This window comes from Rhizobacter sp. P2_G4 (genome assembly GCF_056403575.1).
This window is the reverse complement of sequence record NZ_JBFUFG010000002.1, coordinates 1,215,195-1,238,562: the sequence shown is the minus strand read 5'-3', so window position 1 is coordinate 1,238,562 and position 23,368 is coordinate 1,215,195. Positions and strand designations below refer to the sequence as shown.

Here is a 23,368-nt window from a genome sequence, read left to right as displayed (position 1 = left end):
CGGCCCTAGTCCGGCAACTCCGCCTCGAACCGGCTCAGCTCTTCATCCAGCGTACCGCGAGCACGGAAGTTCCGGCCGGCCTTCCCGTACCAGTACTCGGCGTCCTCGAGATCGCCCTCTTGAATGTGCAAGATGCCGTGCAGCCAAGCGGCCAACTCTGAGTCGTCGCTCTGCACAAGGTTGTGTGCCTCGTTCCAGTGGCCGGAGCGCATTTGGGCGAGCACTTGACGCAGGTGATTCATCGACAGCTCCTTCCTTTGAGCACGGGGCCTGACATTTGGCCTCGACGCAAAGTATCGCCAAATACCGTTTCTAGCGGCCTGAGAACTCCAGCCCGAGCCGGTCCAGGCCCTCTTCCGTTCCGCGCAGGCGCTGAGCGCGGTCTTCATGCCCATCCAGATAGGTGAGCTGCTCGGTGTAGACCATGCGCGTGCCGCGCCGGCTGGCGAAGAACTCGACCGTCACGAGCGACACCGACAGCCGGCGTGCATCGAGCCGGATGTCGTAGGCGAAGACGATTCGCTGCGCGGCCACGATGTCGAAGAAGACCTTCTCGATTTGCTGAACGCGGCCGTCGGGGTAGACGACCTGGTGCGTCTCATGCCCGAACGGCCGAAAGTCCAGACCGTATTCGGTGGTGTGCTCGGGATGGCAGTCTGACCATCGCTGCTTGGCCTGCGGATCGGCCCAAGCTTGAAACACCGCTTCGGGTGTGGCGTCGAACTGGCGTTCGATGACGAAGTCGGTTTGCGTGCTCGGCGTGTGCTTCATCGTGCGGCCTTGTCTTTCTGCTCGGCCAGATAGGCGTCGAGCCGGTCGAACTGTGCGTGGAGCTGTGTCTTGCGCTTTGCGACCCAGGCCTCCATCGCATCGAGCGCCTTGGGCTCGACCTGGTAGGTGCGCACACGGCCCACTTTCTCAGAGGCGACGAAGCCGCCCTGCTCCAGAACGGCCAGGTGCTTGACTGCCGACGGCAGCGCAATGCCCAGCGGCCCGGCCAACTCGGACACCGAGGCCGGCCCGCGGCTCAGGCGATCGAGCATGCCGCGGCGGTTCACGTCGGCCAGCGCAAAGAACATGCGGTCGAGGCGCGCGGGGTCGGCGATCGTGCGCATCTCAGGCATTGGCCGAATCGAAGAAGCGTTGAGACAGACCTCCACGCCCGGGGTAGTACTTGAAGTACGGTCGGGCCTGATCAATGGTCAGCGCCACCGACGGATGGTCCATCAATCGCTCGAAGTAAGCGGCGAGGTTCCCCTGCTGCAGTGACAGCGGCACGTAGGTCACGGCATAGAAAAGGGCCGGCGCGGCGGCGCAGTCGGCCATGCTGAACGCATCGCCGCACATCCAGGTTCGCCCTTCAAGGTGGCGGTCGATCAATGCGTAGGCAGACAACAGGCTTTCCCTCGCGCGAGCCACGTTGAGCGCGTCGCGATCAGTCTCTGGCCGAAGAAGATCGGCGGTGAACGCCTGCATCGGTGTCATCACGTAGAAGTCGAAGAGGCGGTCCCACAAACGCACGTCGAGCGCGGCGCCGGGGTCATGCGGGACGAGCGTGCGGCCGGGGCCTGCGTGGTGACGTTGCAGGTACTCGATGATGATGCTCGTCTCGGGGACGGGCCGGCCCTGGTCCACCAACAGCGGCATCTTGCCCGTGGGCCACAACGCCAGGTACGCCGCCCGCTCAGCGGGGTCTCCCAGATTGAGCAGACGCTTGTCGAGGTCGATGCCCAAGACATCGATCGCGATCAGCACCTTGTGGCAGTAGGACGAGAGGGGGTGGTAGTACAGCGTGAGAGCAGTCATGACATTGCGCATAGTTTCCACATGCGGAAACTATACGGTGGATATCTGGCCGAATCAAGAACTGCTTTGTTGGCCCTGTTTGCCTGTAAGCGGGCGCCCTCGAGGTCGAAAGAATCGGTGTCCTGTGGGTTGACAGGTAACCAACCTACTAGTAGATTGACTTCTCCGCACAGCACAAATCCCGCTTGATCAAGACGATGAATGCAGAACTCTCTCCCAAGGCCCTCGAAATCGTCGCTCACGCGAGATCGATGCTGGTCGATGGCGGCTATAACAGTTTCAGCTACGCCGACATCGCCGAGAAGGTGAGCATCACCAAGGCCAGCATTCATCACCACTTCCCCAGCAAGTCGGCGCTGGTCAAGACGGTCGTTTCCCTCTATCGCGAAGAGGCGCGGACGGGCCTCGCGGCGCTGGAAGCCAAGCTCGCTGACCCCATGGCGGCGCTGAGCGCCTATGCGAACTACTGGGCAGAGTGCATTCGGAGTGGCAACGCGCCGTTCTGCATCTGCGCAATGCTTGCGACGGAAATGCCGACCATTCCGGAAGAAGTGGCGCTGGAAGTTCGAGGCCATTTCCAGGACCTGCTTGCCTGGCTCACCTCGGTCCTCAAAAAAGGGGCGGCACTCGGCCAGTTTCACCTGGTCAAGGGTCCAGCCGTCGAGGCGCGATCCTTCATGGCGGTCGTGCATGGCGCCATGCTTACCGCACGCGCGCTGGATGATCCGAAGGTGTTCCAGGCGATCGTGCAGCCGGCGATCCTCAGGCTGACTCAACCCGCATAAAGGAGGCACGTGCTCGCCGCAACGTCGGCTCGTTGTTTCATTTACTCGTCCAATCTACCTACTAGTAGATAGCAAAGAGTGTTTGGTGCACGGGTCAACAACGCCGACTCACCGATTCTTTCAACCCACCCTCGCCGGCCCGATCCATGGCAGCGTGTCAACCAACGCCACCGAGCGGGCCTGTCCACCTGTCCTTTCCCTCCAACCAACACCATGACTCGACCCCTCTCTTCTCTCGGCATCATTCACACCGTCATCAGCTTGCTGCCTCTCGGCGCAGCGCTCTACAGCTTCTTCAGGTTCCGCGGCATCGAGACGGAAACGCGGTCCGGCCGCATCTACCTTGCGGGTCTCGCGCTGTCGGTCATCACGTCCTTCGGCTTGTCCAGCACAGGCGGCCTCAATCCGGGCCACGTGCTCGGTATCCTGGCCCTCATCGCCGCGTTCTCGGCTCCCCTTGTTTCTCGCATGCAGTTTTTGGGGTGGACCCGCCCGTACTTGAGTGCCTTCGGACTGTCCTTCAGCTTCTTTCTGTTGCTCGTGCCGGGCATCGCCGAAACGGTCACCAGGCTGCCAGCGGGACAGCCGTTCGCCAGCGGGCCGCAAGACCCGGTCGTGGGCCGGTTGCTGCTGTCGTGGCTTGTGATATTCATCATCGGCTTTGCCCTGCAGGCCAGGGCGCTCCGCGCGCGATCGACCGGTTAAGCCATCTTGAGCTGCTGCGGCGTCTCCTTGGCGACCCGGGGGAACATCATCGCGATGGCTGCCGCTGCCAGCCCGGCCATCAGCGACCCGATGTACAGCCATGTGTAGCTGCCGAAGCGGTCATAGAGCCAGCCGCCAATGAACGGACCGAGCGCCATGCCCAAGCTCGAAACCATCGTCGCCGCGCCGAGCACCGTACCGAGGATGCGCGGGTTGAAGGCCTCGCGTGCCAGCGCTGCATAGAGCGGCATGGTGCCGCCGTATGCCGCGCCGAACACGACGGCGACGGCGTAGAAGCCCGTCAGCTGATTCACGGCGAGGTAAGACGCCGCCGCGAACGCCTGCATAAGCAGGCCGGCTACCAATACCGGCTTCGGGCCGTACTTGTCGCTCAGCACGCCGAACAGCAGGCGTCCGCCCAGACCGGCCGCACCCTCCATGCTGTAGATCGTGACGGCCGCCACCATCGGCAGGCCGCAGCCGATCGCGTAGCTCACGGTGTGGAAGATCGGGCCGGAGTGTGCCGCGCAGCACGCGAAGAAGGCGCCACCCAGCACGATGAAAGCGCGTGACCGCAGCGCGTCCTTCGCGCTCATCGACGTGGTGTCGCCGACAGGCATGCCGACCGCCGCCGCCGTCACCGGCACCGTGCGGATGAAGTACACAAAAGGCAGCAACAGCACCCAGGTACCCACGCCAATGCCCAGCATCGTCTGGCGCCAGCCGACCAGTGTCACCAGCCAGCCCGCCAAGGGCGCAATCGTCATCGGCGCGACGCCCATGCCCGCGGACACGAGTGCAATGGCGAGCCCGCGGCGCTTGTCGAACGAGACGCTCGTGGCCGCAATGATGGGCGCGAAGAAAGCACCGGCTGCCACGCCGATGAGGACGCCGAAGGTGACCTGGAATGCGAGCAGGCTGCTCGCGCGGCTGGCGAGGATGCTTGCCAGCCCCAGCAGCAGGATCCCGGCGAGTACCACGCGACGTGGGCCGATGCTGTCGCTGAGCGTGCCCCAACCGAAGCCGGCCAATCCCATCGCGAGAAAGGCCAGCGTCATCGCCGCCGAGATGCCTGCCCTCGACCAACCGGTGTCCGCACCCATCGGGTCGAGGAACACAGCCAGCGAGAACACGACGCCGATGGCCACGCAACTCATCAAGGCTCCAGCGGCCACCAACGGCCAGTTGCGGTCGACGGCGAGAACGGAAGAGGTGGTGGCGGTCATGCGATATCCCCGGTGCGGTGAATACCTGTACGACGATCGGGAAGGGTCCGGATCGACACGCGGTCTCATGGGGGAAACACCGGGGTACCAAGTGCGCGGCGATCACCAGCGGCATCGGTTGTGATCCCCGGTCACCGTGTTTGGCACCACAAAGCAAAACGGCACCCGAAGGTGCCGAAACTGCTTGATATTGCTGGTGGGCGGTGAGGGTTTCGAACCCCCGACCCCGACAGTGTGAATGTCGTGCTCTACCCCTGAGCTAACCGCCCGATTCCATTCAGGAAGCCGCGGATTATGCCATATGCGCGCGCCATGCCGTCTTGCCGCCCGATGCCTTGTCGAGTTCGGCCAGCACCAGTTCGTGGGCGGCGACCTCGGCATCGTTGGCGGCGATCACCGGCAAGTCGAATTGGCTGAAATCGATGGGAACATCGATCACATCGCCATGCGAGGTCTCGTTCGCATCGATGACCAGCGAGTCCTGCCCTCGGGTCAGGCGGATGTAGACCTCGGCCAGGAGACCGGCATCCAGCAGAGCGCCGTGCAGCGTGCGGTTGGAGTTATCGACTTCAAGGCGCTTGCACAACGCGTCCAGCGAGTTCGACTTGCCCGGGAACATCTCACGCGCCATCACCAGCGTGTCGGTGACCTTTTCCACGAAGCCGTGGAACTTGGGTCGCCCCACGCGGCGGAGTTCTTCGTTGAAGAAGCCGACGTCGAAGTTCGCGTTGTGCGCGATGACCTCGGCGCCGCTGATGTACTCAAGAAGCTCGTCTGCCACCCGCGCGAAGACCGGCTTGTCGGCCAGGAACTCGTCGGTCAGCCCGTGTACTTTCAGCGCGTCTTCGTGGCTGGAGCGCTCGGGGTTCAGGTAGTAGTGTTTGTTGTTGCCGGTGAGCCGGCGGTTGACCATCTCCACGAAGCCGATTTCGACGATGCGGTCACCCGACTCCGGGCTCAGGCCGGTGGTTTCGGTGTCGAAGAAGATCTGCCTCATGCCGCCACCCCGTTTGCGGCCGGCTTGCGACCTCGTGCCGCGGCCCATGCCCACAAGGCGGCGCCCCCCACGATCATCGGGATGCACAGCCACTGGCCCATGCTCAAGCCCAGCGCCAGGTGCTCCAGACCCTTGTCGGGTTGGCGGAAGTACTCGACGACAAACCGGCACACGCCATAGCCGAAGACGAACGCACCCGTCACCTGCCCTGGCGAGCGCTGCTTGCGCGCATACAGCCACAGCAACACGAAAAGCAGCATGCCTTCGAGCCCGAACTGGTAGAGCTGCGAGGGGTGGCGCGGCTGGTCGCTGCCAGACTGCGGGAACACCATGGCCCATGGCAGGCTCGGGTCCGCCAAGCGGCCGTAGAGTTCACCGTTGATGAAGTTGCCGATACGCCCCGAGGCTAGGCCGGTCGGTACGCACGGTGCGATCAGGTCGAACGTCTGCAGCACCGAGCGCTTGCGAGACATGGCAAAGATCGCCATGGCGGCACCCACGCCGAGCAAGCCGCCATGGAAAGACATGCCGCCCTTCCAGACCGCGAAGATCTCCAGCGGGTTCTTCAGGTAATGATCGAAGTTGTAGAACAGGACGAAGCCGAGGCGGCCGCCCAGCACCACGCCGAGCACGCCGTAGAACAGCAGGTCTTCCACATCGCGGCGAGTCCAGCCGGACCCGGCAAACCATGGCTTCTTCACCCGAATCGAGGCCAGCCACAAGAAGAGCCCGAAGGCCACCAGGTAGGTCAGGCCGTACCAATGGATGGCGAGCGGCCCGATCTGGAGCGCCACGGGGTTGAACTGAGGGTGAACGAGCATGGGCAAGGGCAGGCGAAATGAAAGCAGCGCGAACGATACCGCACGCGATCAGCCTTCTGGCAGCTCGGTCAATGTGCTTTCGACGTAAGCCACGAAGCGCGCTACCACCGGGCCCGCGTTCGCAGGCCACACCAGGCTGGTCTCGGCACGCGGTGCGTTGCCGAGCAGCGCAGTGGGCAGGCGCCGGTAGACCACCCCCGGCCGCTGCAGCTGCGTCACGGACTGCGGCACCCAGGCCAAGCCAAGCCCGGCCGAAACCAGATTGACGATGGTCTGCATCTGGATGGCCTCTTGCGCGATGACCAGCGAGGCACTGTGGCGGTGATAGAAGGCCAGCACAGCGTCGTAGAGCGACGGCGCAATGCCGCGCGGGAAGATGATCAGGGGCTGCGCCAATATCTGCGCAAGCGTCAGCCGGCGCGCGTTGTTGAGGGGGGACGCCTCCGGGACTGCCAGCACCATCGGCTCGATGCCCACTGACAAGCGCGACAGCGCTTGCGCGCCGCCATCGGGCGCCATGTTCGGCGCGTGCAGCACGAAACCGGCGTCGGCCTCGCCTTGTTCGAAGGCTCGCAGCTGGACGTCGGTGGTCGCTTCCCGCAACACGACGTCGACCCCCGGCTCGGCGTCGCGAAACCCGCGCAGCCAGCCCGGCAACGGCCCGAAGCCCACGGTCGACACGAAGCCCAGCCTCAGCCGGCCGACCGCGCCGTGCCCTGCGGCCTGCGCAATGCTTCCCAGCGACGCCGCCTGCTGCAGCAGTTGCCGCACCGGCTCGACCAAGGCCTGGCCGGCCGGCGTGAGTGCCACCTGGCGCCGGGTTCGCTCGAAAAGCATCACCTCGAGCCGCGATTCCAGTTGCTGGATGGCCAGCGTGAGGGGCGGTTGCGTGATGTGCAGTTTCTGCGCGGCGCGGCCGAAGTGCAGCGTCTCGGCCAGCACCAGGAACTGCCGCCACACGCGAAGCTCGATCAGCGTGGTATCGCTCATGTCAGCGGCTCAGCACACGGTAAGCAGCGCCACGCCGTAGGAGAAGCGGGCACTCTCGGGCACGAAGACAAGGATGCGCTGGCCCGACTTGAGCGGCTTGGTTCGCGCCAGCTCTTCGAGCATCAGAATGAACGAGGCCGTGGCCACGTTGCCGACGGTCGCCAGGTTGGTGAACCATTTTTCCATCGGCAGGTGCATGCCGGCATCGCGCATGCCTTCATAGATCGGCCGGCGGAACAGTTCGGACGAGAGGTGCGGCAAAAAGTAGTCGACGCTGTCCATGTCGAGCTCTCGCGCACGCACCACGTCTTTGGCGAACTGGATTCCGTGCTTGACGACGCGGTCGCCTAGCAGGCGGGTGTCCTGCTTCACCGAGAAGATTGACTTGCCGAGCCAGTCATCGGGCTCGTAGGTGCTCCAGCCGTGGAGGTCGCCTTGCTTGTCTTTCTCGGCACCGACGTACATGCAGGTCTTGTTCTCGTTCGCGTAGGAACGCGTGTCGATCCACTCGATCTTGAGCGGCAAGTCGCCGGCGGCCTTGTCCTCGAGCCGAATGGCAGCAGCGCCGTCCGACAGCATCCAGCGCAGAAACTCCTTGTCGAACGACAGCATCGGGCTGGCGTTGATGAGCTGTTCGCGGTCCATCTCTTTCTGGAAGTACTTGGACAGCATCCAGTGCGACAGCATTTCTGAGCCGACGCAGATGGCATTGCTCGTGTTGCCCGAGAGAACAGACATGTGACCGAGCTTCATCGCCTGGATGCTGGCGCAACACGAGCCGGCGAACGAGGCGATCTCGATCGGCGCGCCGCCGAGCAGGCCGTGCACCATCGCCGCATGCGAGGGCACGAGTTGGTCGGGCGATGCCGTGCCGCAGGCCAGCAGTTGCAGGTCACTCGGTTTGAACCGCGCGTCGAACAGCGCCTCGACGGCAGCAGCGGCCAGCTGGGCATTGGTGTGTGTCGGCGCCCCGCCCTTTTCGAGCGCGTAATGGCGGTTCGAGATGCCGTTGTTGCGCAGGACGATGGCCTTGGTCCGCGATGACTTGCCGTTGATAACGCCGAGGTAGTCCTCCATGGCCTCGTTTGGAACGGCCTGGTTGGGAAGGTATTTCGAGATTCCGGTGATGTAGACGCTGTCGGTTCGCATGGACGGAGGATTTGCGGTGAACGGGGCCGGCTGAAGCGCCGACATTCGGCAAGCATATCAATCGAGCGTCTTGTATATATTGGACGCCGAGGTATGACGACAGGATACTGTCGCCTACCCCCCGCCAACCAGCCAGGAAACCGCCATGAGCATCAACCGCCGTTCCAAGAACATCACCGAAGGCGTGGCACGTGCGCCGAATCGCTCGATGTACTACGCCTTGGGCTACGAAGAAGGCGACTTCAAAAAGCCGATGATCGGCGTGGCCAACGGGCACTCGACCATCACGCCCTGCAACTCGGGTCTCCAGAAACTTGCGGATGCGGCCGTGGCCGGCATCGAAGCCGCCGGCGGCAACGCGCAGATCTTCGGCACGCCGACGATCAGCGACGGCATGGCCATGGGCACCGAAGGCATGAAGTACAGCCTGGTGTCACGTGAGGTGATCTCCGACTGCATCGAGACCTGCGTCGGCGGCCAGTGGATGGACGGCGTGTTGGTAGTCGGCGGCTGCGACAAGAACATGCCCGGAGGCATGATGGGCATGCTGCGCGCCAACGTGCCGGCGATCTACGTGTACGGAGGCACCATCCTGCCCGGCAAGTACAAGGGGCAGGATCTCAACATCGTCAGCGTATTCGAGGCGGTCGGCCAGTTCAGCGCCGGCAACATGAGCGAAGAAGACTTCTGCCAGATCGAGCGCCGCGCCATCCCGGGCAGCGGTTCGTGCGGCGGCATGTACACCGCCAACACGATGAGCTCGTCGTTCGAGGCGCTGGGCATGAGCCTGCCCTACTCGAGCACCATGGCCAACCCGCACGACGAGATTTCGAAGGCGGCCACCGAGGCAGCACGTGTGCTGGTCGAAGCGGTGAAGAACGACTTGAAGCCGCGCGACATCGTCACGCGCAAATCGATCGAGAACGCGGTGGCGGTGATCATGGCCACAGGCGGCTCGACCAACGCGGTGCTCCACTTCCTGGCCATCGCTCACGCGGCCGAAGTGGAATGGACGATCGAAGACTTCGAACGCGTGCGCAAGCGCGTTCCCGTGCTGTGCGACCTGAAACCTTCGGGCAAGTACCTCGCAGTCGACCTCCACCAGGCCGGTGGCATTCCCCAGGTGATGAAGGTGCTGCTGAAAGCCGGCTTGCTGCATGGCGACTGCATGACCATCACCGGCAAGACCGTGGCCCAGAACCTGGCCGACATCCCTGATGCGCCGCGTGCTGACCAGGACGTCATCCGCCCGATCGATAAGCCGATGTATGCCGAAGGGCACCTCGCCATCCTCAAGGGCAACCTGTCGCCCGAAGGCTGCGTGGCCAAGATCACTGGCCTGAAGAACCCCGTCATCACCGGCCCAGCGCGTGTGTTCGACGACGAGCAATCGGCGCTCGCGGCCATCATGGCGCGCAAGATCGTTGCCGGCGACGTGATGGTGCTGCGTTACCTCGGCCCGAAGGGCGGCCCCGGCATGCCGGAGATGCTCGCGCCCACCGGAGCACTGATCGGCCAGGGCCTGGGTGAATCGGTGGGCCTCATCACCGACGGCCGCTTCTCCGGTGGAACCTGGGGCATGGTGGTCGGGCACGTCGCACCGGAAGCCTATGCCGGCGGCAACATCGCACTGGTGCAAGAAGGCGACTCCATCACCATCGATGCGCACACGCTGACGCTGCAACTCAACGTCAGCGATGACGAGTTGGCGAAACGCCGCGCAGGCTGGAAGGCGCCGGCGCCGCGCTACACACGCGGCGTGCTGGCGAAGTTCATGCGCAATGCCGCCAGTGCCAGTTCGGGGGCGGTGCTCGACAAGTTCGAATGACGCGGCTTTGTAGTCGCGCATGAAAAAAGCGGCCCTCGGGCCGCTTTTTGTTTGGCTGAAAGCTCGCCTACTTCTTCGCCTTGCCACGGCGACCCTTGGCGTCCATGCCCAGGTTGGCCAGGTTTTCTTCGCGGCGCTTGGCGACGCGCGCGTCCATCTTGTCTATCTCGCGGCGCTTGGTGTAGCCGGTGGCATCAGCCCAGATCCACCACACCACCGCGGCGGCAAAGGGCCACAGCACGGCAAACCATGACCATTCACCCACTGGGCCGTATTCAGCGACCTTCATCAACAGCAACAAAATACCAAGGACAACGAAATACATGGTGCAAAAGCCTCAAGACGGGGTTTATTGCAGACCCCAGCAACGTCAACCGGGGACACTTAGAATCCGTTGAATCCGGCAGTGCTGGAAATGTAAATCACCTTCTGTCTCCGGCACCGAAAGGAACCCATGAAGTCGTCGCTTTCACTGCTTTTTGCCGCATCTGCACTGGTTGCAGCCCCTGCTTTTGCCAACCCCGAGCTGGCGCAGAAGAAGAACTGCATGGCCTGCCACGCCGTGGACAAAAAGGTTCTCGGCCCTGCTTACAAGGACGTCGCCGCCAAGTACGCCGGTCAGAAAGATGCCGTTGACAAGCTCTCGCAAAAGGTCATCAAGGGCGGTGCCGGCGTATGGGGCCCTGTGCCCATGCCCGCGAACGCACAAGTCAGCGAAGCCGAGGCCAAACAACTGGTCCAGTGGATCTTGACGCTGAAGTAAATCAGCTTCGATCCGTGAAAAGGCCCCGCGTACGGGGCCTTTTTCTTTGGGGCGACCTTCGCGGCAGTCGGCAAATCTGACCGACCGCATCAGGCCGTCAATACGCCTGACCGAGCTGCTCCAAGATCGCGGGATTTTCCAGCGTCGACGTGTCCTGCGTCACGGCTTCGCCCTTGGCCACCGAGCGTAGAAGGCGCCGCATGATCTTGCCGCTGCGCGTCTTCGGCAGGTTGTCACCAAAACGAATGTCCTTCGGCTTGGCGATCGGGCCGATCTCCTTGCCGACCCAGTCGCGCAGCTGCTTGGCAATGGCCTTGGCTTCATCGCCCGACGGACGCGGGCGTTTTAGCACCACGAAGGCACAGATCGCTTCACCGGTGGTGTCGTCGGGCCGGCCAACCACCGCGGCTTCGGCCACGAGGTTGGTGCACGACACCAGCGCCGACTCGATCTCCATCGTGCCCATGCGGTGGCCGCTGACGTTGAGCACGTCGTCGATGCGGCCGGTGATGGTGAAGTAGCCGGTCTTCTCGTCGCGAATGGCTCCGTCGCCGGCCAGGTAGTACTTGCCTTTGAAGTCTTCCGGGTAATAGCTCTTCTTGAAGCGCTCCGGGTCACCGTAGATCGTGCGGATCATCGACGGCCACGGCTTCTTGATGACCAGGATGCCGCCCTGCCCGTTCGGCACGTCCTTGCCGGTCTCGTCGACCACGGCGGCCATGATGCCGGGGAACGGCAGCGTGCATGAGCCCGGCACCAGCGGCGTGGCGCCAGGCAACGGCGTGATCACGTGGCCGCCTGTTTCCGTTTGCCAGAATGTGTCGACGATCGGGCAGCGGCCACCGCCGATGTGCTGGTGATACCACTCCCACGCCGCCGGGTTGATGGGTTCACCCACCGAACCGAGGATACGCAGGCTCGTCAAGTCGTAGCGATCGGGGTGCACGGCCGCATTGCTTTCGGCTGCCTTGATCAGCGAGCGGATGGCCGTGGGCGCCGTGTAGAAGACGCTGACCTTGTGGTCCTGGATGACCTTCCAGAAACGGCCTGCGTCAGGATAGGTGGGCACACCTTCGAACACTACCTCGGTGCCGCCCAGTGCCAGCGGGCCATAGGTGATGTAGGTGTGGCCGGTGACCCAGCCGATGTCGGCCGTGCACCAGAAGATGTCATCGGGCTTGAGGTCGAACGTCCACTTGGTAGTGAGCGCTGCATGCAGCAGATAACCGCCGGTGGAGTGCTGCACGCCCTTCGGTTTGCCGGTGGACCCCGAGGTGTAGAGCAGGAACAGCGGGTGCTCGGCACCGACCCATTCGGGTTCGCAGGTTTCGGGCTGCTTGGCGGTGAGTTCATGCATCCACAGATCGCGCGAATCCGTCCAGCCGATCTTGCCACCAGTGCGCTTGTAGACGATCACGTTCTTGATGCTCTCGCAGCCGCCGAGCGCGATGGCGTCATCGACGATGGCCTTGAGCGGCAATTGCTTGCCACCGCGCAACTGCTCGTCAGCGGTGATCACCATCACGGCACCGGCATCTTCGATGCGGTCACGCAGGCTTTGCGCCGAGAACCCGCCGAACACCACCGAGTGCGTCGCGCCGATGCGGGCACAAGCCTGCATGGCCACCACGCCTTCAACCGACATCGACATATAGATGACGACGCGGTCGCCCTTCTTGACGCCTTGCGCCTTGAGCGCATTCGCCATGCGGCAGGTCTTGGCCAGCAACTCGCTGTAGGTGACGCGCGTGACCTGAGCGTCGTCCGCCTCGAAGATGATGGCGGTCTTGTTGCCGAGACCCGCTTCGACCTGCTTGTCGAGGCAGTTGTATGACACGTTCAGCGTGCCATCTTCGAACCACTTGAAGAACGGCGCCTGGCTGCTGTCGAGCACCTTGGTGAACGGCTTCTTCCAGCTCACGAATTCGCGCGCCAGGCGGGCCCAGTAGCCCTCGTAGTCGGCGTCGGCCTCGGCAATCAGCTTGTCGTAGGCCGCCATGCCGGACACGTGGGCAGCCTCGGCAATGGCAGCGGGTGGCGGGTAGAGCTTGGAAGCGGTATCGGTCATGGCGGTCTCCTGATCTCGATTTGTGGAACTGGCTGCACCATAAGCGGGGGCTCTTACGATGGGCTTACTCTGTTTGCTGTCGCTCAGGCTTCATGGTGAGCCACCTAAAATCCTCGGCAATCGGACTATCCCTGAAAGCCTTCATGGCCCTGCCTCCTTCCGCTTCCACCCCGCCCCGCCTTCGCGCCCTGCCAAAACTGATCTTCGCCAGCCGCTGGCTGCAACTGCCGCTGTACCTCGGGTTGATCCTCGCTCAGGGTGTCTACGTCTTCCACTTCTGGGTGGAGCTGGTGCACCTGATCGAGGCCGCCTTCGGCAACCAGACGGCCCTGCAGGCGGTGTTCACCGCAGTCGGCGTGACCGGCGAGGCCGCCCAGGGCGCCAAGCTGACAGAGACGACGATCATGCTGGTTGTGCTGGGCCTGATCGACGTGGTGATGATCTCCAACCTGTTGATCATGGTGATCGTCGGTGGCTACGAGACCTTTGTATCGCGTATGGACCTCGAAGGCCACCCCGATCAGCCGGAATGGTTGAGCCATGTCAATGCATCGGTATTGAAAGTGAAACTGGCCACCGCCATCATCGGCATTTCATCGATCCACCTGCTGAAGACCTTCATCAACGCCGGTGCGCTGACCGACCGCGTGCTGATTGCGCAGACGGTGATTCACGTCGCTTTCCTGCTCTCGGCACTGGCCATCGCCTGGACCGACAAGATCCTCACGGCGAATCACGTCAACAGTCACTGATCTCGCAGGTGCTGTTGGCGTCGGCGCGACGCCCCGCGCCGCTCGGCGCGCAGCAGGATCAGCGTGCCGAGCACGCCAGCGATCAGCGAACCGCCCAGCACACCGAGCTTGACCTGGGTGTCGTAGCCCGGCCCCTGGCCTTCGAAGGCCAGACCGCCGATGAACAGGCTCATCGTGAAGCCCACGCCGCACAGCACGCACACGCCGAAGAGCTGCATGCGGTTGGCTCCGGCCGGTAACTCAGCGCCTGCCGTCACGGACAGGAGCCACGACGCGCCGAACACACCGATGGCCTTGCCCAGCACCAGACCAGTTGCGATGCCCAGCGGTATCGTTTGGGTCAGCGTCTGAACCGACAGGCCCTGCAAAGCGACGCCAGCATTGGCAAAAGCGAACATCGGCAGCACGACAAACGCCACCCAGGGATGCAGCGCGTGCTCCAGTTCCTGGAGCGGTGAATGCTCGTCGTCTGCGGTGTCATCTTCTGCGCTAGTCCCCAGTGGAATCGCGAAGGCTGTTGCCACACCCGCCAAAGTAGCATGCACGCCCGACTTCAGCACACAGATCCACACGATCGCGCCCACCAAGAGATAAGGCAGCACGCTCTTCACACGCAGGCGGTTCAACGCGAACAAGGCCGCGCAACCCGCGAGGGCCGCGCCCAGCATCGGCGGCGACAACTGTGCGGTGTAGAAGAAAGCAATCACGACGATGGCACCCAGGTCGTCGATGATGGCCACGGCCGTCAGGAATATCTTCAGCGAGGCCGGTACACGAGAGCCCAGCAGCATCAGGATGCCGAGCGCGAACGCGATGTCAGTCGCCGCTGGAATGGCCCAGCCGCGCAAGGCGATCGGGTCGTTCATGTTCAGCACCGCGTAGATGCCCGCCGGAACCACCATGCCGCCCACGGCAGCAACGGCCGGCAGCATGGCCTGGCGCACGCTGGCCAGTTCGCCGACGATCAGTTCGCGCTTGATCTCGAGCCCCACCAGCAGGAAGAACACCGCCATCCACAAGTCGTTGACCCACAGGATGAGCGGCTTGGACAGCACCAGCCAGTCGGCGCCGATGCGCACTTCACCGGGGATGTTGCGGAACGCCTCGTAGGCGGCACCGTAGGGCGAGTTGCTGATGAGCAAGGCCAGCACCGTCGCCAGCGCGAGCACGATGCCGCCTGCCGACTCCGCCGCAAAGAAACGACGAAACGCTGCGCTGATCATTGACTTTCCCCTTGAGTAAACTTCTTCTTCCTCGCCTCTGAGACACGCCTCATGACCATCATCCGCCACGCCGACCTCGTCGAGAGCGTCGCCGCAGCCCTGCAGTACATCAGCTACTACCACCCCGCCGACTATATTGCCCATCTCGCGCGCGCCTACGCCAGCGAGGAAAGCCCGGCCGCCAAGGACGCGATCGCCCAGATTCTCACCAACTCGAAGATGTGCGCCGAAGGGCGCCGGCCGATCTGCCAGGACACCGGCATCGTCAACGTCTTCCTGAAGATCGGCATGGACGTGCGCTTCGAAGGCTTCACCGGCAGCATCGAAGACGCCGTCAACGAAGGTGTGCGCCGCGGCTACAACCACCCCGACAACAAGCTGCGCGCGAGCATCGTGGCCGACCCGCAGTTCGAGCGCAAGAACACCGGCGACAACACGCCCGCTGTCATCCACATGACGGTGATCCCCGGCAACACGGTCGACGTGCAGGTGGCGGCCAAGGGTGGCGGCAGCGAGAACAAGAGCAAGTTCGCGATGCTCAACCCGAGCGACTCGGTGGTCGACTGGATTCTGAAGACCGTGCCGACCATGGGCGCCGGCTGGTGCCCGCCGGGCATGCTGGGCATCGGCATCGGCGGCACCGCCGAGAAGGCGATGCTGATGGCCAAGGAAGTGTTGATGGAACCCATCGACATGTACGACCTGAAGGCGCGCGGTCCACAAGACAAGACCGAGGCGCTGCGCATCGAGCTATGCGACAAGATCAACGCCTTGGGCATCGGCGCGCAGGGCCTGGGCGGGCTGACCACCGTGCTCGACGTGAAGATTGCGATGTACCCGTCGCACGCAGCGGGCAAGGCGATCGCGATGATCCCGAACTGTGCGGCCACGCGCCATGCGCATTTCGTGCTCGACGGCTCAGGCCCCGCCTACATCGACCCGCCAAGCCTCGACCTGTGGCCCGACGTCCAGTGGGCTCCCGACTACAACAAGAGCAAGAAGGTGAACCTCGACACACTGACGCGTGAAGAGGTCGCTGCCTGGAAGCCGGGCGAGACGCTGCTGCTCAGCGGCAAGATGCTGACGGGCCGCGACGCCGCGCACAAGCGCATCCAGGACATGCTCGCCAAGGGCGAGAAGCTGCCGGTGGACTTCACCAACCGCGTCATCTACTACGTGGGCCCGGTCGACCCGGTGCGTGACGAGGTGGTCGGCCCGGCCGGCCCGACGACCGCCACGCGCATGGACAAGTTCACCGAGATGATGCTGGCCGAGACGGGGCTGATCGGCATGATCGGCAAATCCGAGCGCGGCCCGACCGGCGTGGCCGCGATCAAGAAGCACAAGGTCGCCTACCTGATGGCAGTGGGTGGTGCGGCCTACCTGGTCTCGAAGGCCATCAAGCACTCGAAGGTGCTGGGCTTCGAGGATCTGGGCATGGAAGCCATCTACGAGTTCGAGGTGCAGGACATGCCGGTGACCGTGGCCGTCGATTCCAACGGCACCTCGGTGCATGACACCGGGCCGAAGGAGTGGCAGGCCAAGATCGGCAAGATCCCGGTCGCCGTCGCCTAAGCTGCGTCGTTTTCTGCGCCTGCCTGAGGCACAGCGCGTGTGTGCACCACGCGCTGTGGGAACGGGATCTCGACGCCTTCGGCATTGAGCACATCCAGCACGGCCAGGTGCACGTCCGACTTCACCTGGCCCTGACCGTTCTCGGGGTCGCGTATCCAGAACGACAGCGTGAGGTCCATGCCGTCAGCAGCAAAGTTCGACAGTTGCACAGTGGGGCCGGGTTCGGCAATGACGCGGGGCACACCGGTCATTGCCGCGACCAGCTTGGGCTGCAAGGCGCGCACGTCGGTGCCGTAGGCCACCTGCACTGTGCTGGACACCACCACGCGCGGGTCGGCCAGCGATGAGTTCTCGACCCGTTGCGTGATCAGCATCTCGTTCGGCACGATGGCCTCGCGGCCGTTGAGTGCACGGATCACGGTGTAGCGGGTGCGGATGTCGGTGATGCGGCCATCGAAGTTATCGACCTTCACCATGTCGCCGATGCGCAGCGAACGCTCGGCCAGGATGACGAAGCCGCTCACGTAGTTGGCCGCGATCTTCTGCAGGCCGAAGCCAAGGCCCACGCCCACTGCGCCGCCCAGCACGCTCAGCGCCGTGAGGTCGATGCCGACCGCCGACATGGCGAACAGCAGGCCGATGAAGAGCAGCACCGCGCGCACGATGTTCGACACCATCTTGCGCATCGACAGGTCGTCGCCGGTGCCGCGGATGATCTTGCGCTCGACCGCTGCGGAGATCCACAGCGCCAGCACCATCACCACCGCCGCGGTGAGCGAACCTTCGATCATGTTGCGCAGCGATATCTGCGCGCTGCCGATCTTCCAGCGCACACCGTCGAGCTGCTCGAGCACGGCGGGCATCACACCGGTGACCCAAAGCACCACCACGATCCAGGCCAGCCATGACAAGGTGCGCTCGGCTGCGCGCATCCACTGGTTGTCGGGGAAGGCGGCCGACAGCACGCGCACCGTGAGGCGGATCAGCGCCAGCGAAACGAGGATCGGAATGGCCAGCTTGAACACCGCCACCTTGACCACGCTCACCAGGAACTCGCGCGCCACCAGCGCAAGCACCAGCGCGAGCACAGGGAACAGCACGCCATCGACGACGTTCTCGCCGAACAGCACGGCCCCCTGGATCTTCAGCACCTTGCGCAGCAGCGCGCACACGACCCACGAAATGCCGAGGCAGCCCAACAGCACGCCCGCTTCGGTGAGCGCCCCCTGGCCGGTGAGGTTGTGCAGTAGTTCTTGGAGTTCTTGCGGATTGAAACTGGCGTTCATTCTTCTTTTCGTTCAGACGGAAACAGCGCCGCAGCGCAAAAAAGCTCTACAAGCCGGCCAGCACGCGAAGATGCGCGGCCACGCTGCGCGCCAAGGCACCCAGCGCATAGCCTCCCTCCAGGCACGAAACGATACGTCCTTCGGCGTGGCGGTCGGCCACCTCTTTGATGCGGCGTGTGATCCATTCGTAGTCGGCCTCGACCAAGCCGAGCTGGCCCAGGTCGTCTTCACGGTGGGCATCGAAGCCGGCCGAAATGAAGATCATCTGCGGCTTGAACTTCTCGAGCCGCGGCAGCCACATGGCTTCGATCATTTCGCGCACCTCGCCGCCGCGCGTATAGGGCGGTATCGGCAGATTCACCATGTTGTCGCCCTTCGGGTCGGTGCCGCTGTAGGGGTACAGCGGGCTCTGGAAGAAGCTGACCATCAGGATGCGCTCATCGCCGGCGACGATGTCTTCGGTGCCGTTGCCGTGGTGCACGTCGAAGTCGATGATGGCCACGCGCTGCAACCCACGCACATCGAGCGCGTGCCGCGCCGCGATGCTCACGTTGTTGAAGAAGCAGAAGCCCATGGTCTGGTCGCGCGTGGCGTGGTGGCCCGGCGGTCGCGTCGCGCAGAAGGCGTTGTCGATCTCGCCGTCGATCACCGCGTCAGTGGCGGCCACGGCAGCGCCGGCCGCACGGCGCACGGCCGCCCAGGTGCTGGAGTTCGCGCTGGTGTCGGGGTCGAAGGCACGCGACTCACCGGTGATCTCGAGCTGCTCCAGGCGATCTTTCAGCTGCGTGACATAGCCGGTGGTGTGGGCGAGCTCCAGGTCGCTGAGGTCGGCGAGCGGCGCCTCGCGCTGGTCGAGTGCAACGTCGAGGCCGCTTGCGATCAGGTGGTCGTGGATCGCGTCGAGCCTTTGCGGGCATTCGGGGTGGCCACGCCCCATGTCGTGGGCGCGGCAATCGGAGTGGGAGTACAGGGCGGTGGACATAAGGGGCGGTGTGTAGGTTTCGGGTATCGTGCTTCACATGAGCCCAGCCCTTGCGTCACAACTCACCCGATTGATAGACCAGATTAGCACGATCATTGTGGGCAAGCGTCCCCAGATACGCGACTGTGTGGCCTGCCTCCTGGCCGGAGGACACCTGTTGATCGAAGACGTGCCCGGCGTAGGCAAGACGACCCTCGCGCACGCGCTTGCGGTGTCGCTCGGCCTGCGCTTTTCGCGCAGCCAGTTCACCGCCGATCTGATGCCGTCTGACCTGATCGGCGTGAGCATCTACGAGCGCAGCAAGGAAGCCTTCGTGTTCCACCCCGGCCCGGTGTTCGCGCAAGTGTTGCTCGCCGACGAGATCAACCGCGCCGGCCCGAAGACGCAGAGCGCGCTGCTCGAAGCGATGGAAGAGCACCAGGTGACGGTCGAAGGCGAGACGCGTCCGCTGCCCCGGCCCTTCTTCGTGATCGCCACCCAGAACCCGACCGACCAGCTGGGCACCTACCCGCTACCGGAGTCGCAACTCGACCGCTTCCTGATGTGCCTGACGCTCGGCTATCCTGACAAGGCCAGCGAGCGAGCGCTGCTCGCCGGCATCGACCGGCGTGATGCCATCGGTGCACTCAAGGCCGTGATGTCTCCCGAGGAACTCATCGCAGCGCAGCAAGAGGTGCTGAAGGTGACCGCATCTGATGCGCTGCTCGACTACCTGCAGGCCCTGATCGCCGCCACCCGCAGCGGTGCGTGGTTTGTCGATGGGCTGAGCCCGCGGGCCGGCATCGCCGTGCTGCGGGCCGCCAAGGCCCATGCACTGCTGGACCAGCGCGACTACGTGGCGCCCGACGACGTGCAAGCCATCCTCGCGCAAACCGTGGCGCACCGGCTCGTTCCCGTGGCCGGTGCCGGCCGCGGCGCACGCGCGCAGGTGCGAGCAATGGTGGAATCGATCGCGCTGGTCTGAGTCAGCACTCGCGCGGCCCCACCCTTTGGGGTCAACTCACTCGTTGTTTTTCAGATCCGGGCCCACGTAGACACGCACCGTCTGCGGCAGCGCAGCAACGACCTGGTTCAGGTCGAATGAACGCGCAGGCGTGTAGAACTGCCACGCGGAGCGAGTGCCGTTGACGCTGAACACGACCGTTTCGCCGAACGCCACATCCACCGAGCGTGTCTCGGGTGTGATGACGACGGTGCGGGCCGGGGTGGTGTCGGGCGCGGCATCGCCGAGCACGCTTGTGGGATAGGCCTGAGCGCCCGCGCACAGCATGGTGGCGGCAGCAAAGGCAGAGAGACGAATGAGCTTCATGCTGATCTCCAGAGGGTGACTCAACAGCTGAAAGTATGGGCCACATAGCCGGCTACGATCAACGCATGGTCTCTACCGTCCGCTCAAGGTTGCCACGACTGCCCAGTCCTGCGAAAGAAATACGCCAGCGCTTCCGCGCCTGGTGGCAGCAGCGCGTGCCGCGTACCGACACGCTGCTGCTGACGCAGCGCAACATCTACATCCTTCCGACCAGGGCCGGGTTGATGTTCGGCGTGACGCTGATGGTGCTGCTGGTGGCGTCGATCAACTACCAGCTGAGTCTTGGTTATGTGCTGACCTTCCTGCTCGCCGGCAGCGGCATCGTCTCGATGCATGTGACTCACAACACCTTGCGCGGCCTGACGCTGCACCTGCGCCCGCCGACCGCCGTGTTCGCCGACACACCGGCGCTGCTCGACATCACGCTCACGAGCCCGGGCAAGGCGCGCTTCGGCATCGGCCTGCGCATGGAGGCGACGCACGCTGCCACGCTGAGCTGGATCGACGTGCCCGAAGGCGGGCAGGCCAACACACAAGTCAGCTTCGTTCCGGACCGGCGTGGCCGGTACGACGTGCCGGCCATCAGTGCCGAGACCCGCTTTCCACTCGGTCTGTTCCGCGCCTGGTCGATCTGGCGGCCCAGCGCACAAGTGCTGGTCTATCCAAAACCAGAACAACCGGCCGCCGCGCTCCCGCCGGCACATGCCACGCCCGGCGGCCCGACCACGCGGCGCAACGCCAACGGTGGCGAGGTCGAGGGCATTCGCGCCTACCGGCGTGGCGACCCGATGAAGCTCATCGCCTGGAAGAAAGCTGCACGCAGCCTGGAGACCGGCGGCGACCTCGTCAGCCGCGACACCAGCGCCTCGGTGCAGCAGCAGCTCTGGCTGGATTGGCAGCAATGCGTCGGCCTGGCACCCGAAGACCGCCTGTCTCGGCTAACTGCCTGGGTGCTGGCTGCGCATCGCGTGACGGCCGAGTACGGCCTGCGCCTGCCGGGAGCGACCATCGCTCCGGGCCAAGGTGACGGCCAGCGCAAGGAATGCCTGGAGGCACTGGCGCTATGGCAATGACCTGGACGGGATGGCGGCACCTGCCTCGAGAAGCACGCGACACGCTGTTCCTGCTCGCGGTCATCGCCTGGACCGTGCTGCCTCACTTGGAGCATCTGCCCGTGTGGTGCGGACTGCTGACTGCGGCCGTGCTGTTCTGGCGCACGCGGCTCGTCCTGACCAATGCCCCCTTGCCCGGCCGGTGGGTGCTGGTGGCGGTGCTCGCACTGGCGGCCGGGCTCACGCTGTGGTCGTTCAAGACCCTGCTCGGCAAGGAGCCCGGCATCACGCTGGCGGTGGTGCTGATGGCGTTGAAGACTCTGGAGCTGCGTGCGCGGCGCGACGCCTTCGTGGTGTTCTTCCTCGGCTTCTTCCTGGTGTTGACGCACTTTCTGTTCTCGCAGTCGTTGCTGGTGGCGGCAGCGATGCTGGCCTCGGTCTGGGGCTTGCTGACGGCGCTGGTGCTGGCCCACATGCCGGTCGGCCAGCCCAGCCTGCGCCAGGCCGGAAAGCTGGCGCTGCGCACGGCCTTGCTGGGCGCGCCGATCATGGTGCTGCTCTTCATGCTGTTCCCGCGCATGGGGCCGCTGTGGGGCGTGCCGCAAGACGGGCAAGCCAAGACGGGCTTGTCCAACACCATGAGCATGGGCACCGTGGCCCAGCTCGCGCTGGACGACACCATCTCCATGCGCGTCAAGTTCTTCGGTGCCGCGCCACCGCTCGAAAGCCTGTACTTCCGCGGCCCGGTGCTGTCGCGTTTCGATGGCAAGACCTGGGGCGCCAGCTATTCGTCATTTGCCTCGCCGCGCACCGAGCTGCGCCCGGGCAGCGCCGCCCTGCCCTACGAAGTCACCCTGGAGCCCCTGCGCCTGCCCTTGCTGCCCTTGCTCGAAGCCACGACCGACGTGAGCCCCATCGAGAACATGCAGGCGACCCGCCGCGAAGACCTGGTGTGGAGCACCGACCGGCCGGTGCTGGAGCGGCTGCGCTTCAGCGCTACCGCCCACACCGTCTTCAGCCACGGGCCGATGCAACGCACGCCCAGTCTGGCGGAGAACCTCAACTTGCCGGCCGGCTTCAACCCGCGCACGCTAGCCTGGGCGCATCAGCTTGGCAATGACCCGCGCTACGTCAACGCCGACGCGCGGGTGCTGGCCCAGGCGGTGATGCAGCACATCCGCACGGGCGGCTTCACCTACACGCTCGATCCCGGCCTGTATGGCGAAGCCAACCCGCAAGCGGCCATCGACGAGTTCTGGCTGGACCGCAAGGAAGGTTTCTGCGAACACTTCGCCTCGGCCTTCGTGGTCATCATGCGAGCGCTTGACGTCCCGGCCCGTGTGGTCACCGGCTACCAGGGCGCCGACCCCTTGCCTGTCGACGGCTACTACATCGTGCGCCAGAGCTACGCCCACGCCTGGGCCGAATATTGGCAAGAGGGTCGCGGCTGGGTCCGAGCCGACCCCACCGGCGCGGTGGCACCGGATCGCATCCGTCGCAGCCTGAGCTTGACGCCGGCTCCGGGCTTCGTGGCCGGCACCATCGGCAGCATCAATCCGCAGTTGCTTGCGCAGATGCGCGAGGCATGGGAGTCGCTCAACAACCGCTGGAACCAGTGGGTGCTCAACTATTCGCGCGGCCAGCAGATCGACCTGATGAAGAAGCTCGGGTTCGATTCACCCAGTTGGCAAGACGTGGCCTTGCTCTTGATCGGCGCGCTGAGCACCCTGAGCCTGCTCGGAGCCGGCTGGGCATGGTGGGATCGTCATCGGCAAGACCCTTGGGAGCGCCAGGCGAGCAAGCTGCGTCGCGCGCTGCGCACGCTCGGTCTCGGCGCTGGTGTGCACGAAGCTCCACGTGCACTCGCTGCCCAGGTCGATCAGCGCTTTGGCCCACCGGGTGCCGCGCTGTCGGGTCTGCTCATGACGTTGGACCGCGAGCGCTATGGCCGCGACCCGCTCAAACGCCCCTCGGCCGAATGGCTGCGGGCGCTCCAGAAAGAAGCCAAAACCCTGCGCCGAGGCATGAAAACGACCCCTTGATAATGCGGC

The 23,368-nt window shown here is 64.4% G+C and carries 24 protein-coding genes and 1 tRNA gene; 9 read left to right on the top strand and 16 right to left on the bottom strand.

Going from position 1 to position 23,368, the window contains the following annotated elements; all coding sequences use genetic code 11:
• Positions 1 to 5: 5 nt before the first annotated feature.
• The 4 genes from AC1DYS_RS12155 to AC1DYS_RS12140 form a co-directional block, all read right to left on the bottom strand.
• Entirely contained in the window at positions 6 to 242 is a 237-nt protein-coding gene (locus AC1DYS_RS12155; RefSeq protein ID WP_477899304.1) for a hypothetical protein, read from the bottom strand.
• Positions 243 to 312: 70 nt separating this feature from the next.
• Positions 313 to 771 carry an SRPBCC family protein gene (locus tag AC1DYS_RS12150; RefSeq protein ID WP_477899302.1) on the bottom strand — a complete coding sequence of 153 codons (459 nt, stop codon included), beginning with the start codon at positions 769 to 771 and terminating at the stop codon, positions 313 to 315.
• Entirely contained in the window at positions 768 to 1,115 is a 348-nt protein-coding gene (locus AC1DYS_RS12145) for an ArsR/SmtB family transcription factor (protein WP_477899634.1), read from the bottom strand. The genes AC1DYS_RS12150 and AC1DYS_RS12145 overlap by 4 nt, the downstream gene beginning before the upstream one ends.
• A gap of 1 nt (position 1,116) precedes the next feature.
• On the bottom strand, positions 1,117 to 1,806 hold the full coding sequence (locus AC1DYS_RS12140) for a glutathione S-transferase family protein (RefSeq protein ID WP_477899300.1): 690 nt from the start codon (positions 1,804 to 1,806) through the stop codon (positions 1,117 to 1,119).
• A 197-nt stretch (positions 1,807 to 2,003) separates the two neighbouring features.
• Here AC1DYS_RS12140 and AC1DYS_RS12135 point away from each other — a divergent pair, with 197 nt between their 5' ends.
• Positions 2,004 to 2,591: a TetR/AcrR family transcriptional regulator gene (locus AC1DYS_RS12135; protein ID WP_477899298.1), complete on the top strand. Its 588-nt coding sequence runs from the start codon at positions 2,004 to 2,006 to the stop codon at positions 2,589 to 2,591.
• Positions 2,592 to 2,852: 261 nt separating this feature from the next.
• Positions 2,853 to 3,296 (top strand): hypothetical protein, encoded by a 444-nt coding sequence (locus AC1DYS_RS12130; RefSeq protein ID WP_477899296.1) that lies wholly within the window; start codon positions 2,853 to 2,855, stop codon positions 3,294 to 3,296.
• On the opposite strand, the gene AC1DYS_RS12125 is transcribed toward AC1DYS_RS12130, so the two are convergent.
• The 6 genes from AC1DYS_RS12125 to AC1DYS_RS12100 all read right to left on the bottom strand — a co-directional run bounded on the left by AC1DYS_RS12125 (position 3,293) and on the right by AC1DYS_RS12100 (position 8,479).
• Positions 3,293 to 4,522: an MFS transporter gene (locus tag AC1DYS_RS12125; RefSeq protein ID WP_477899294.1), complete on the bottom strand. Its 1,230-nt coding sequence runs from the start codon at positions 4,520 to 4,522 to the stop codon at positions 3,293 to 3,295. The genes AC1DYS_RS12130 and AC1DYS_RS12125 overlap by 4 nt on opposite strands.
• Before the next feature lie 194 nt (positions 4,523 to 4,716).
• Positions 4,717 to 4,791, bottom strand: a tRNA-Val gene (locus tag AC1DYS_RS12120).
• A 23-nt stretch (positions 4,792 to 4,814) separates the two neighbouring features.
• Entirely contained in the window at positions 4,815 to 5,519 is a 705-nt protein-coding gene (gene dnaQ / locus AC1DYS_RS12115; protein ID WP_477899292.1) for a DNA polymerase III subunit epsilon, read from the bottom strand.
• A complete protein-coding gene (gene lgt / locus AC1DYS_RS12110; RefSeq protein ID WP_477899290.1) occupies positions 5,516 to 6,340 on the bottom strand; it encodes a prolipoprotein diacylglyceryl transferase in 825 nt (274 codons plus the stop codon). Before lgt ends, dnaQ begins: the two co-directional genes overlap by 4 nt.
• 48 nt (positions 6,341 to 6,388) lie before the next feature.
• Positions 6,389 to 7,330, bottom strand: coding sequence for a LysR family transcriptional regulator (locus AC1DYS_RS12105; protein WP_477899288.1), 942 nt, complete (start codon positions 7,328 to 7,330; stop codon positions 6,389 to 6,391).
• Between the two features lie 9 nt (positions 7,331 to 7,339).
• Entirely contained in the window at positions 7,340 to 8,479 is a 1,140-nt protein-coding gene (locus AC1DYS_RS12100; protein WP_477899286.1) for a beta-ketoacyl-ACP synthase III, read from the bottom strand.
• Between the two features lie 145 nt (positions 8,480 to 8,624).
• On the opposite strand from AC1DYS_RS12100, the gene ilvD reads away from it, so the two are divergent.
• On the top strand, positions 8,625 to 10,307 hold the full coding sequence (gene ilvD, locus AC1DYS_RS12095; protein ID WP_477899284.1) for a dihydroxy-acid dehydratase: 1,683 nt from the start codon (positions 8,625 to 8,627) through the stop codon (positions 10,305 to 10,307).
• Between the two features lie 67 nt (positions 10,308 to 10,374).
• On the opposite strand, the gene AC1DYS_RS12090 is transcribed toward ilvD, so the two are convergent.
• Positions 10,375 to 10,632, bottom strand: coding sequence for a TIGR04438 family Trp-rich protein (locus AC1DYS_RS12090; protein ID WP_477899282.1), 258 nt, complete (start codon positions 10,630 to 10,632; stop codon positions 10,375 to 10,377).
• A gap of 129 nt (positions 10,633 to 10,761) precedes the next feature.
• Between AC1DYS_RS12090 and AC1DYS_RS12085 the strand changes: the two genes are divergently transcribed.
• Positions 10,762 to 11,070 (top strand): c-type cytochrome, encoded by a 309-nt coding sequence (locus AC1DYS_RS12085; protein WP_047485824.1) that lies wholly within the window; start codon positions 10,762 to 10,764, stop codon positions 11,068 to 11,070.
• Between the two features lie 97 nt (positions 11,071 to 11,167).
• Here the strand turns inward: AC1DYS_RS12085 and acs are convergent, their stop codons facing one another.
• Positions 11,168 to 13,138, bottom strand: a complete 1,971-nt coding sequence (gene acs / locus AC1DYS_RS12080; protein WP_477899280.1) for an acetate--CoA ligase — start codon at positions 13,136 to 13,138, stop codon at positions 11,168 to 11,170.
• 143 nt (positions 13,139 to 13,281) lie between these two features.
• Here acs and AC1DYS_RS12075 point away from each other — a divergent pair, with 143 nt between their 5' ends.
• Complete coding sequence (locus tag AC1DYS_RS12075) at positions 13,282 to 13,890, top strand: YqhA family protein (protein ID WP_477899632.1); 609 nt, start codon at positions 13,282 to 13,284, stop codon at positions 13,888 to 13,890.
• Here the strand turns inward: AC1DYS_RS12075 and nhaA are convergent.
• A complete protein-coding gene (gene nhaA, locus AC1DYS_RS12070) occupies positions 13,884 to 15,113 on the bottom strand; it encodes a Na+/H+ antiporter NhaA (protein ID WP_477899630.1) in 1,230 nt (409 codons plus the stop codon). The two genes, AC1DYS_RS12075 and nhaA, sit on opposite strands and share 7 nt — an antisense overlap.
• Positions 15,114 to 15,164: 51 nt before the next feature.
• Here nhaA and AC1DYS_RS12065 point away from each other — a divergent pair, with 51 nt between their 5' ends.
• A complete protein-coding gene (locus AC1DYS_RS12065; protein WP_477899278.1) occupies positions 15,165 to 16,688 on the top strand; it encodes a fumarate hydratase in 1,524 nt (507 codons plus the stop codon).
• Here AC1DYS_RS12065 and AC1DYS_RS12060 read toward each other — a convergent pair.
• Both AC1DYS_RS12060 and AC1DYS_RS12055 read right to left on the bottom strand, forming a co-directional pair.
• On the bottom strand, positions 16,685 to 17,974 hold the full coding sequence (locus tag AC1DYS_RS12060; RefSeq protein ID WP_477899276.1) for a mechanosensitive ion channel family protein: 1,290 nt from the start codon (positions 17,972 to 17,974) through the stop codon (positions 16,685 to 16,687). The genes AC1DYS_RS12065 and AC1DYS_RS12060 overlap by 4 nt on opposite strands.
• Before the next feature lie 46 nt (positions 17,975 to 18,020).
• Positions 18,021 to 18,956, bottom strand: a complete 936-nt coding sequence (locus tag AC1DYS_RS12055; RefSeq protein ID WP_477899274.1) for a histone deacetylase family protein — start codon at positions 18,954 to 18,956, stop codon at positions 18,021 to 18,023.
• 37 nt (positions 18,957 to 18,993) lie between these two features.
• Between AC1DYS_RS12055 and AC1DYS_RS12050 the strand changes: the two genes are divergently transcribed.
• The gene (locus AC1DYS_RS12050) at positions 18,994 to 19,920 is read left to right on the top strand and encodes an AAA family ATPase (protein ID WP_477899272.1); all 927 of its coding nucleotides are present in this window, start codon (positions 18,994 to 18,996) and stop codon (positions 19,918 to 19,920) included.
• A 36-nt stretch (positions 19,921 to 19,956) separates the two neighbouring features.
• On the opposite strand, the gene AC1DYS_RS12045 is transcribed toward AC1DYS_RS12050, so the two are convergent.
• Positions 19,957 to 20,265 carry a CzcE family metal-binding protein gene (locus AC1DYS_RS12045; protein ID WP_477899270.1) on the bottom strand — a complete coding sequence of 103 codons (309 nt, stop codon included), beginning with the start codon at positions 20,263 to 20,265 and terminating at the stop codon, positions 19,957 to 19,959.
• Between the two features lie 65 nt (positions 20,266 to 20,330).
• Between AC1DYS_RS12045 and AC1DYS_RS12040 the strand changes: the two genes are divergently transcribed.
• Positions 20,331 to 21,338 (top strand): DUF58 domain-containing protein, encoded by a 1,008-nt coding sequence (locus AC1DYS_RS12040; protein ID WP_477899268.1) that lies wholly within the window; start codon positions 20,331 to 20,333, stop codon positions 21,336 to 21,338.
• Positions 21,329 to 23,359 carry a transglutaminase TgpA family protein gene (locus AC1DYS_RS12035; protein WP_477899266.1) on the top strand — a complete coding sequence of 677 codons (2,031 nt, stop codon included), beginning with the start codon at positions 21,329 to 21,331 and terminating at the stop codon, positions 23,357 to 23,359. The genes AC1DYS_RS12040 and AC1DYS_RS12035 overlap by 10 nt, the downstream gene beginning before the upstream one ends.
• The last annotated feature ends 9 nt before the right edge of the window (positions 23,360 to 23,368 follow it).

What these genes read in the sequence shown, in the direction of transcription:
- AC1DYS_RS12050 (WP_477899272.1), top strand. Translation starts at nt 18,994, where the DNA reads ATGAGCCCAGCCCTTGCGTCACAACTCACCCGATTGATAGACCAGATT.
- AC1DYS_RS12035 (WP_477899266.1), top strand. Translation starts at nt 21,329, where the DNA reads ATGGCAATGACCTGGACGGGATGGCGGCACCTGCCTCGAGAAGCACGC.
- AC1DYS_RS12135 (WP_477899298.1), top strand. Translation starts at nt 2,004, where the DNA reads ATGAATGCAGAACTCTCTCCCAAGGCCCTCGAAATCGTCGCTCACGCG.
- AC1DYS_RS12090 (WP_477899282.1), bottom strand. Translation starts at nt 10,632, where the DNA reads ATGTATTTCGTTGTCCTTGGTATTTTGTTGCTGTTGATGAAGGTCGCT.
- AC1DYS_RS12075 (WP_477899632.1), top strand. Translation starts at nt 13,282, where the DNA reads ATGGCCCTGCCTCCTTCCGCTTCCACCCCGCCCCGCCTTCGCGCCCTG.
- AC1DYS_RS12125 (WP_477899294.1), bottom strand. Translation starts at nt 4,522, where the DNA reads ATGACCGCCACCACCTCTTCCGTTCTCGCCGTCGACCGCAACTGGCCG.
- AC1DYS_RS12045 (WP_477899270.1), bottom strand. Translation starts at nt 20,265, where the DNA reads ATGAAGCTCATTCGTCTCTCTGCCTTTGCTGCCGCCACCATGCTGTGC.
- AC1DYS_RS12100 (WP_477899286.1), bottom strand. Translation starts at nt 8,479, where the DNA reads ATGCGAACCGACAGCGTCTACATCACCGGAATCTCGAAATACCTTCCC.
- AC1DYS_RS12085 (WP_047485824.1), top strand. Translation starts at nt 10,762, where the DNA reads ATGAAGTCGTCGCTTTCACTGCTTTTTGCCGCATCTGCACTGGTTGCA.
- AC1DYS_RS12040 (WP_477899268.1), top strand. Translation starts at nt 20,331, where the DNA reads ATGGTCTCTACCGTCCGCTCAAGGTTGCCACGACTGCCCAGTCCTGCG.
- AC1DYS_RS12055 (WP_477899274.1), bottom strand. Translation starts at nt 18,956, where the DNA reads ATGTCCACCGCCCTGTACTCCCACTCCGATTGCCGCGCCCACGACATG.
- AC1DYS_RS12105 (WP_477899288.1), bottom strand. Translation starts at nt 7,330, where the DNA reads ATGAGCGATACCACGCTGATCGAGCTTCGCGTGTGGCGGCAGTTCCTG.
- AC1DYS_RS12150 (WP_477899302.1), bottom strand. Translation starts at nt 771, where the DNA reads ATGAAGCACACGCCGAGCACGCAAACCGACTTCGTCATCGAACGCCAG.
- lgt (WP_477899290.1), bottom strand. Translation starts at nt 6,340, where the DNA reads ATGCTCGTTCACCCTCAGTTCAACCCCGTGGCGCTCCAGATCGGGCCG.
- AC1DYS_RS12155 (WP_477899304.1), bottom strand. Translation starts at nt 242, where the DNA reads ATGAATCACCTGCGTCAAGTGCTCGCCCAAATGCGCTCCGGCCACTGG.
- AC1DYS_RS12145 (WP_477899634.1), bottom strand. Translation starts at nt 1,115, where the DNA reads ATGCGCACGATCGCCGACCCCGCGCGCCTCGACCGCATGTTCTTTGCG.
- AC1DYS_RS12065 (WP_477899278.1), top strand. Translation starts at nt 15,165, where the DNA reads ATGACCATCATCCGCCACGCCGACCTCGTCGAGAGCGTCGCCGCAGCC.
- AC1DYS_RS12060 (WP_477899276.1), bottom strand. Translation starts at nt 17,974, where the DNA reads ATGAACGCCAGTTTCAATCCGCAAGAACTCCAAGAACTACTGCACAAC.
- dnaQ (WP_477899292.1), bottom strand. Translation starts at nt 5,519, where the DNA reads ATGAGGCAGATCTTCTTCGACACCGAAACCACCGGCCTGAGCCCGGAG.
- acs (WP_477899280.1), bottom strand. Translation starts at nt 13,138, where the DNA reads ATGACCGATACCGCTTCCAAGCTCTACCCGCCACCCGCTGCCATTGCC.
- nhaA (WP_477899630.1), bottom strand. Translation starts at nt 15,113, where the DNA reads ATGATCAGCGCAGCGTTTCGTCGTTTCTTTGCGGCGGAGTCGGCAGGC.
- ilvD (WP_477899284.1), top strand. Translation starts at nt 8,625, where the DNA reads ATGAGCATCAACCGCCGTTCCAAGAACATCACCGAAGGCGTGGCACGT.
- AC1DYS_RS12140 (WP_477899300.1), bottom strand. Translation starts at nt 1,806, where the DNA reads ATGACTGCTCTCACGCTGTACTACCACCCCCTCTCGTCCTACTGCCAC.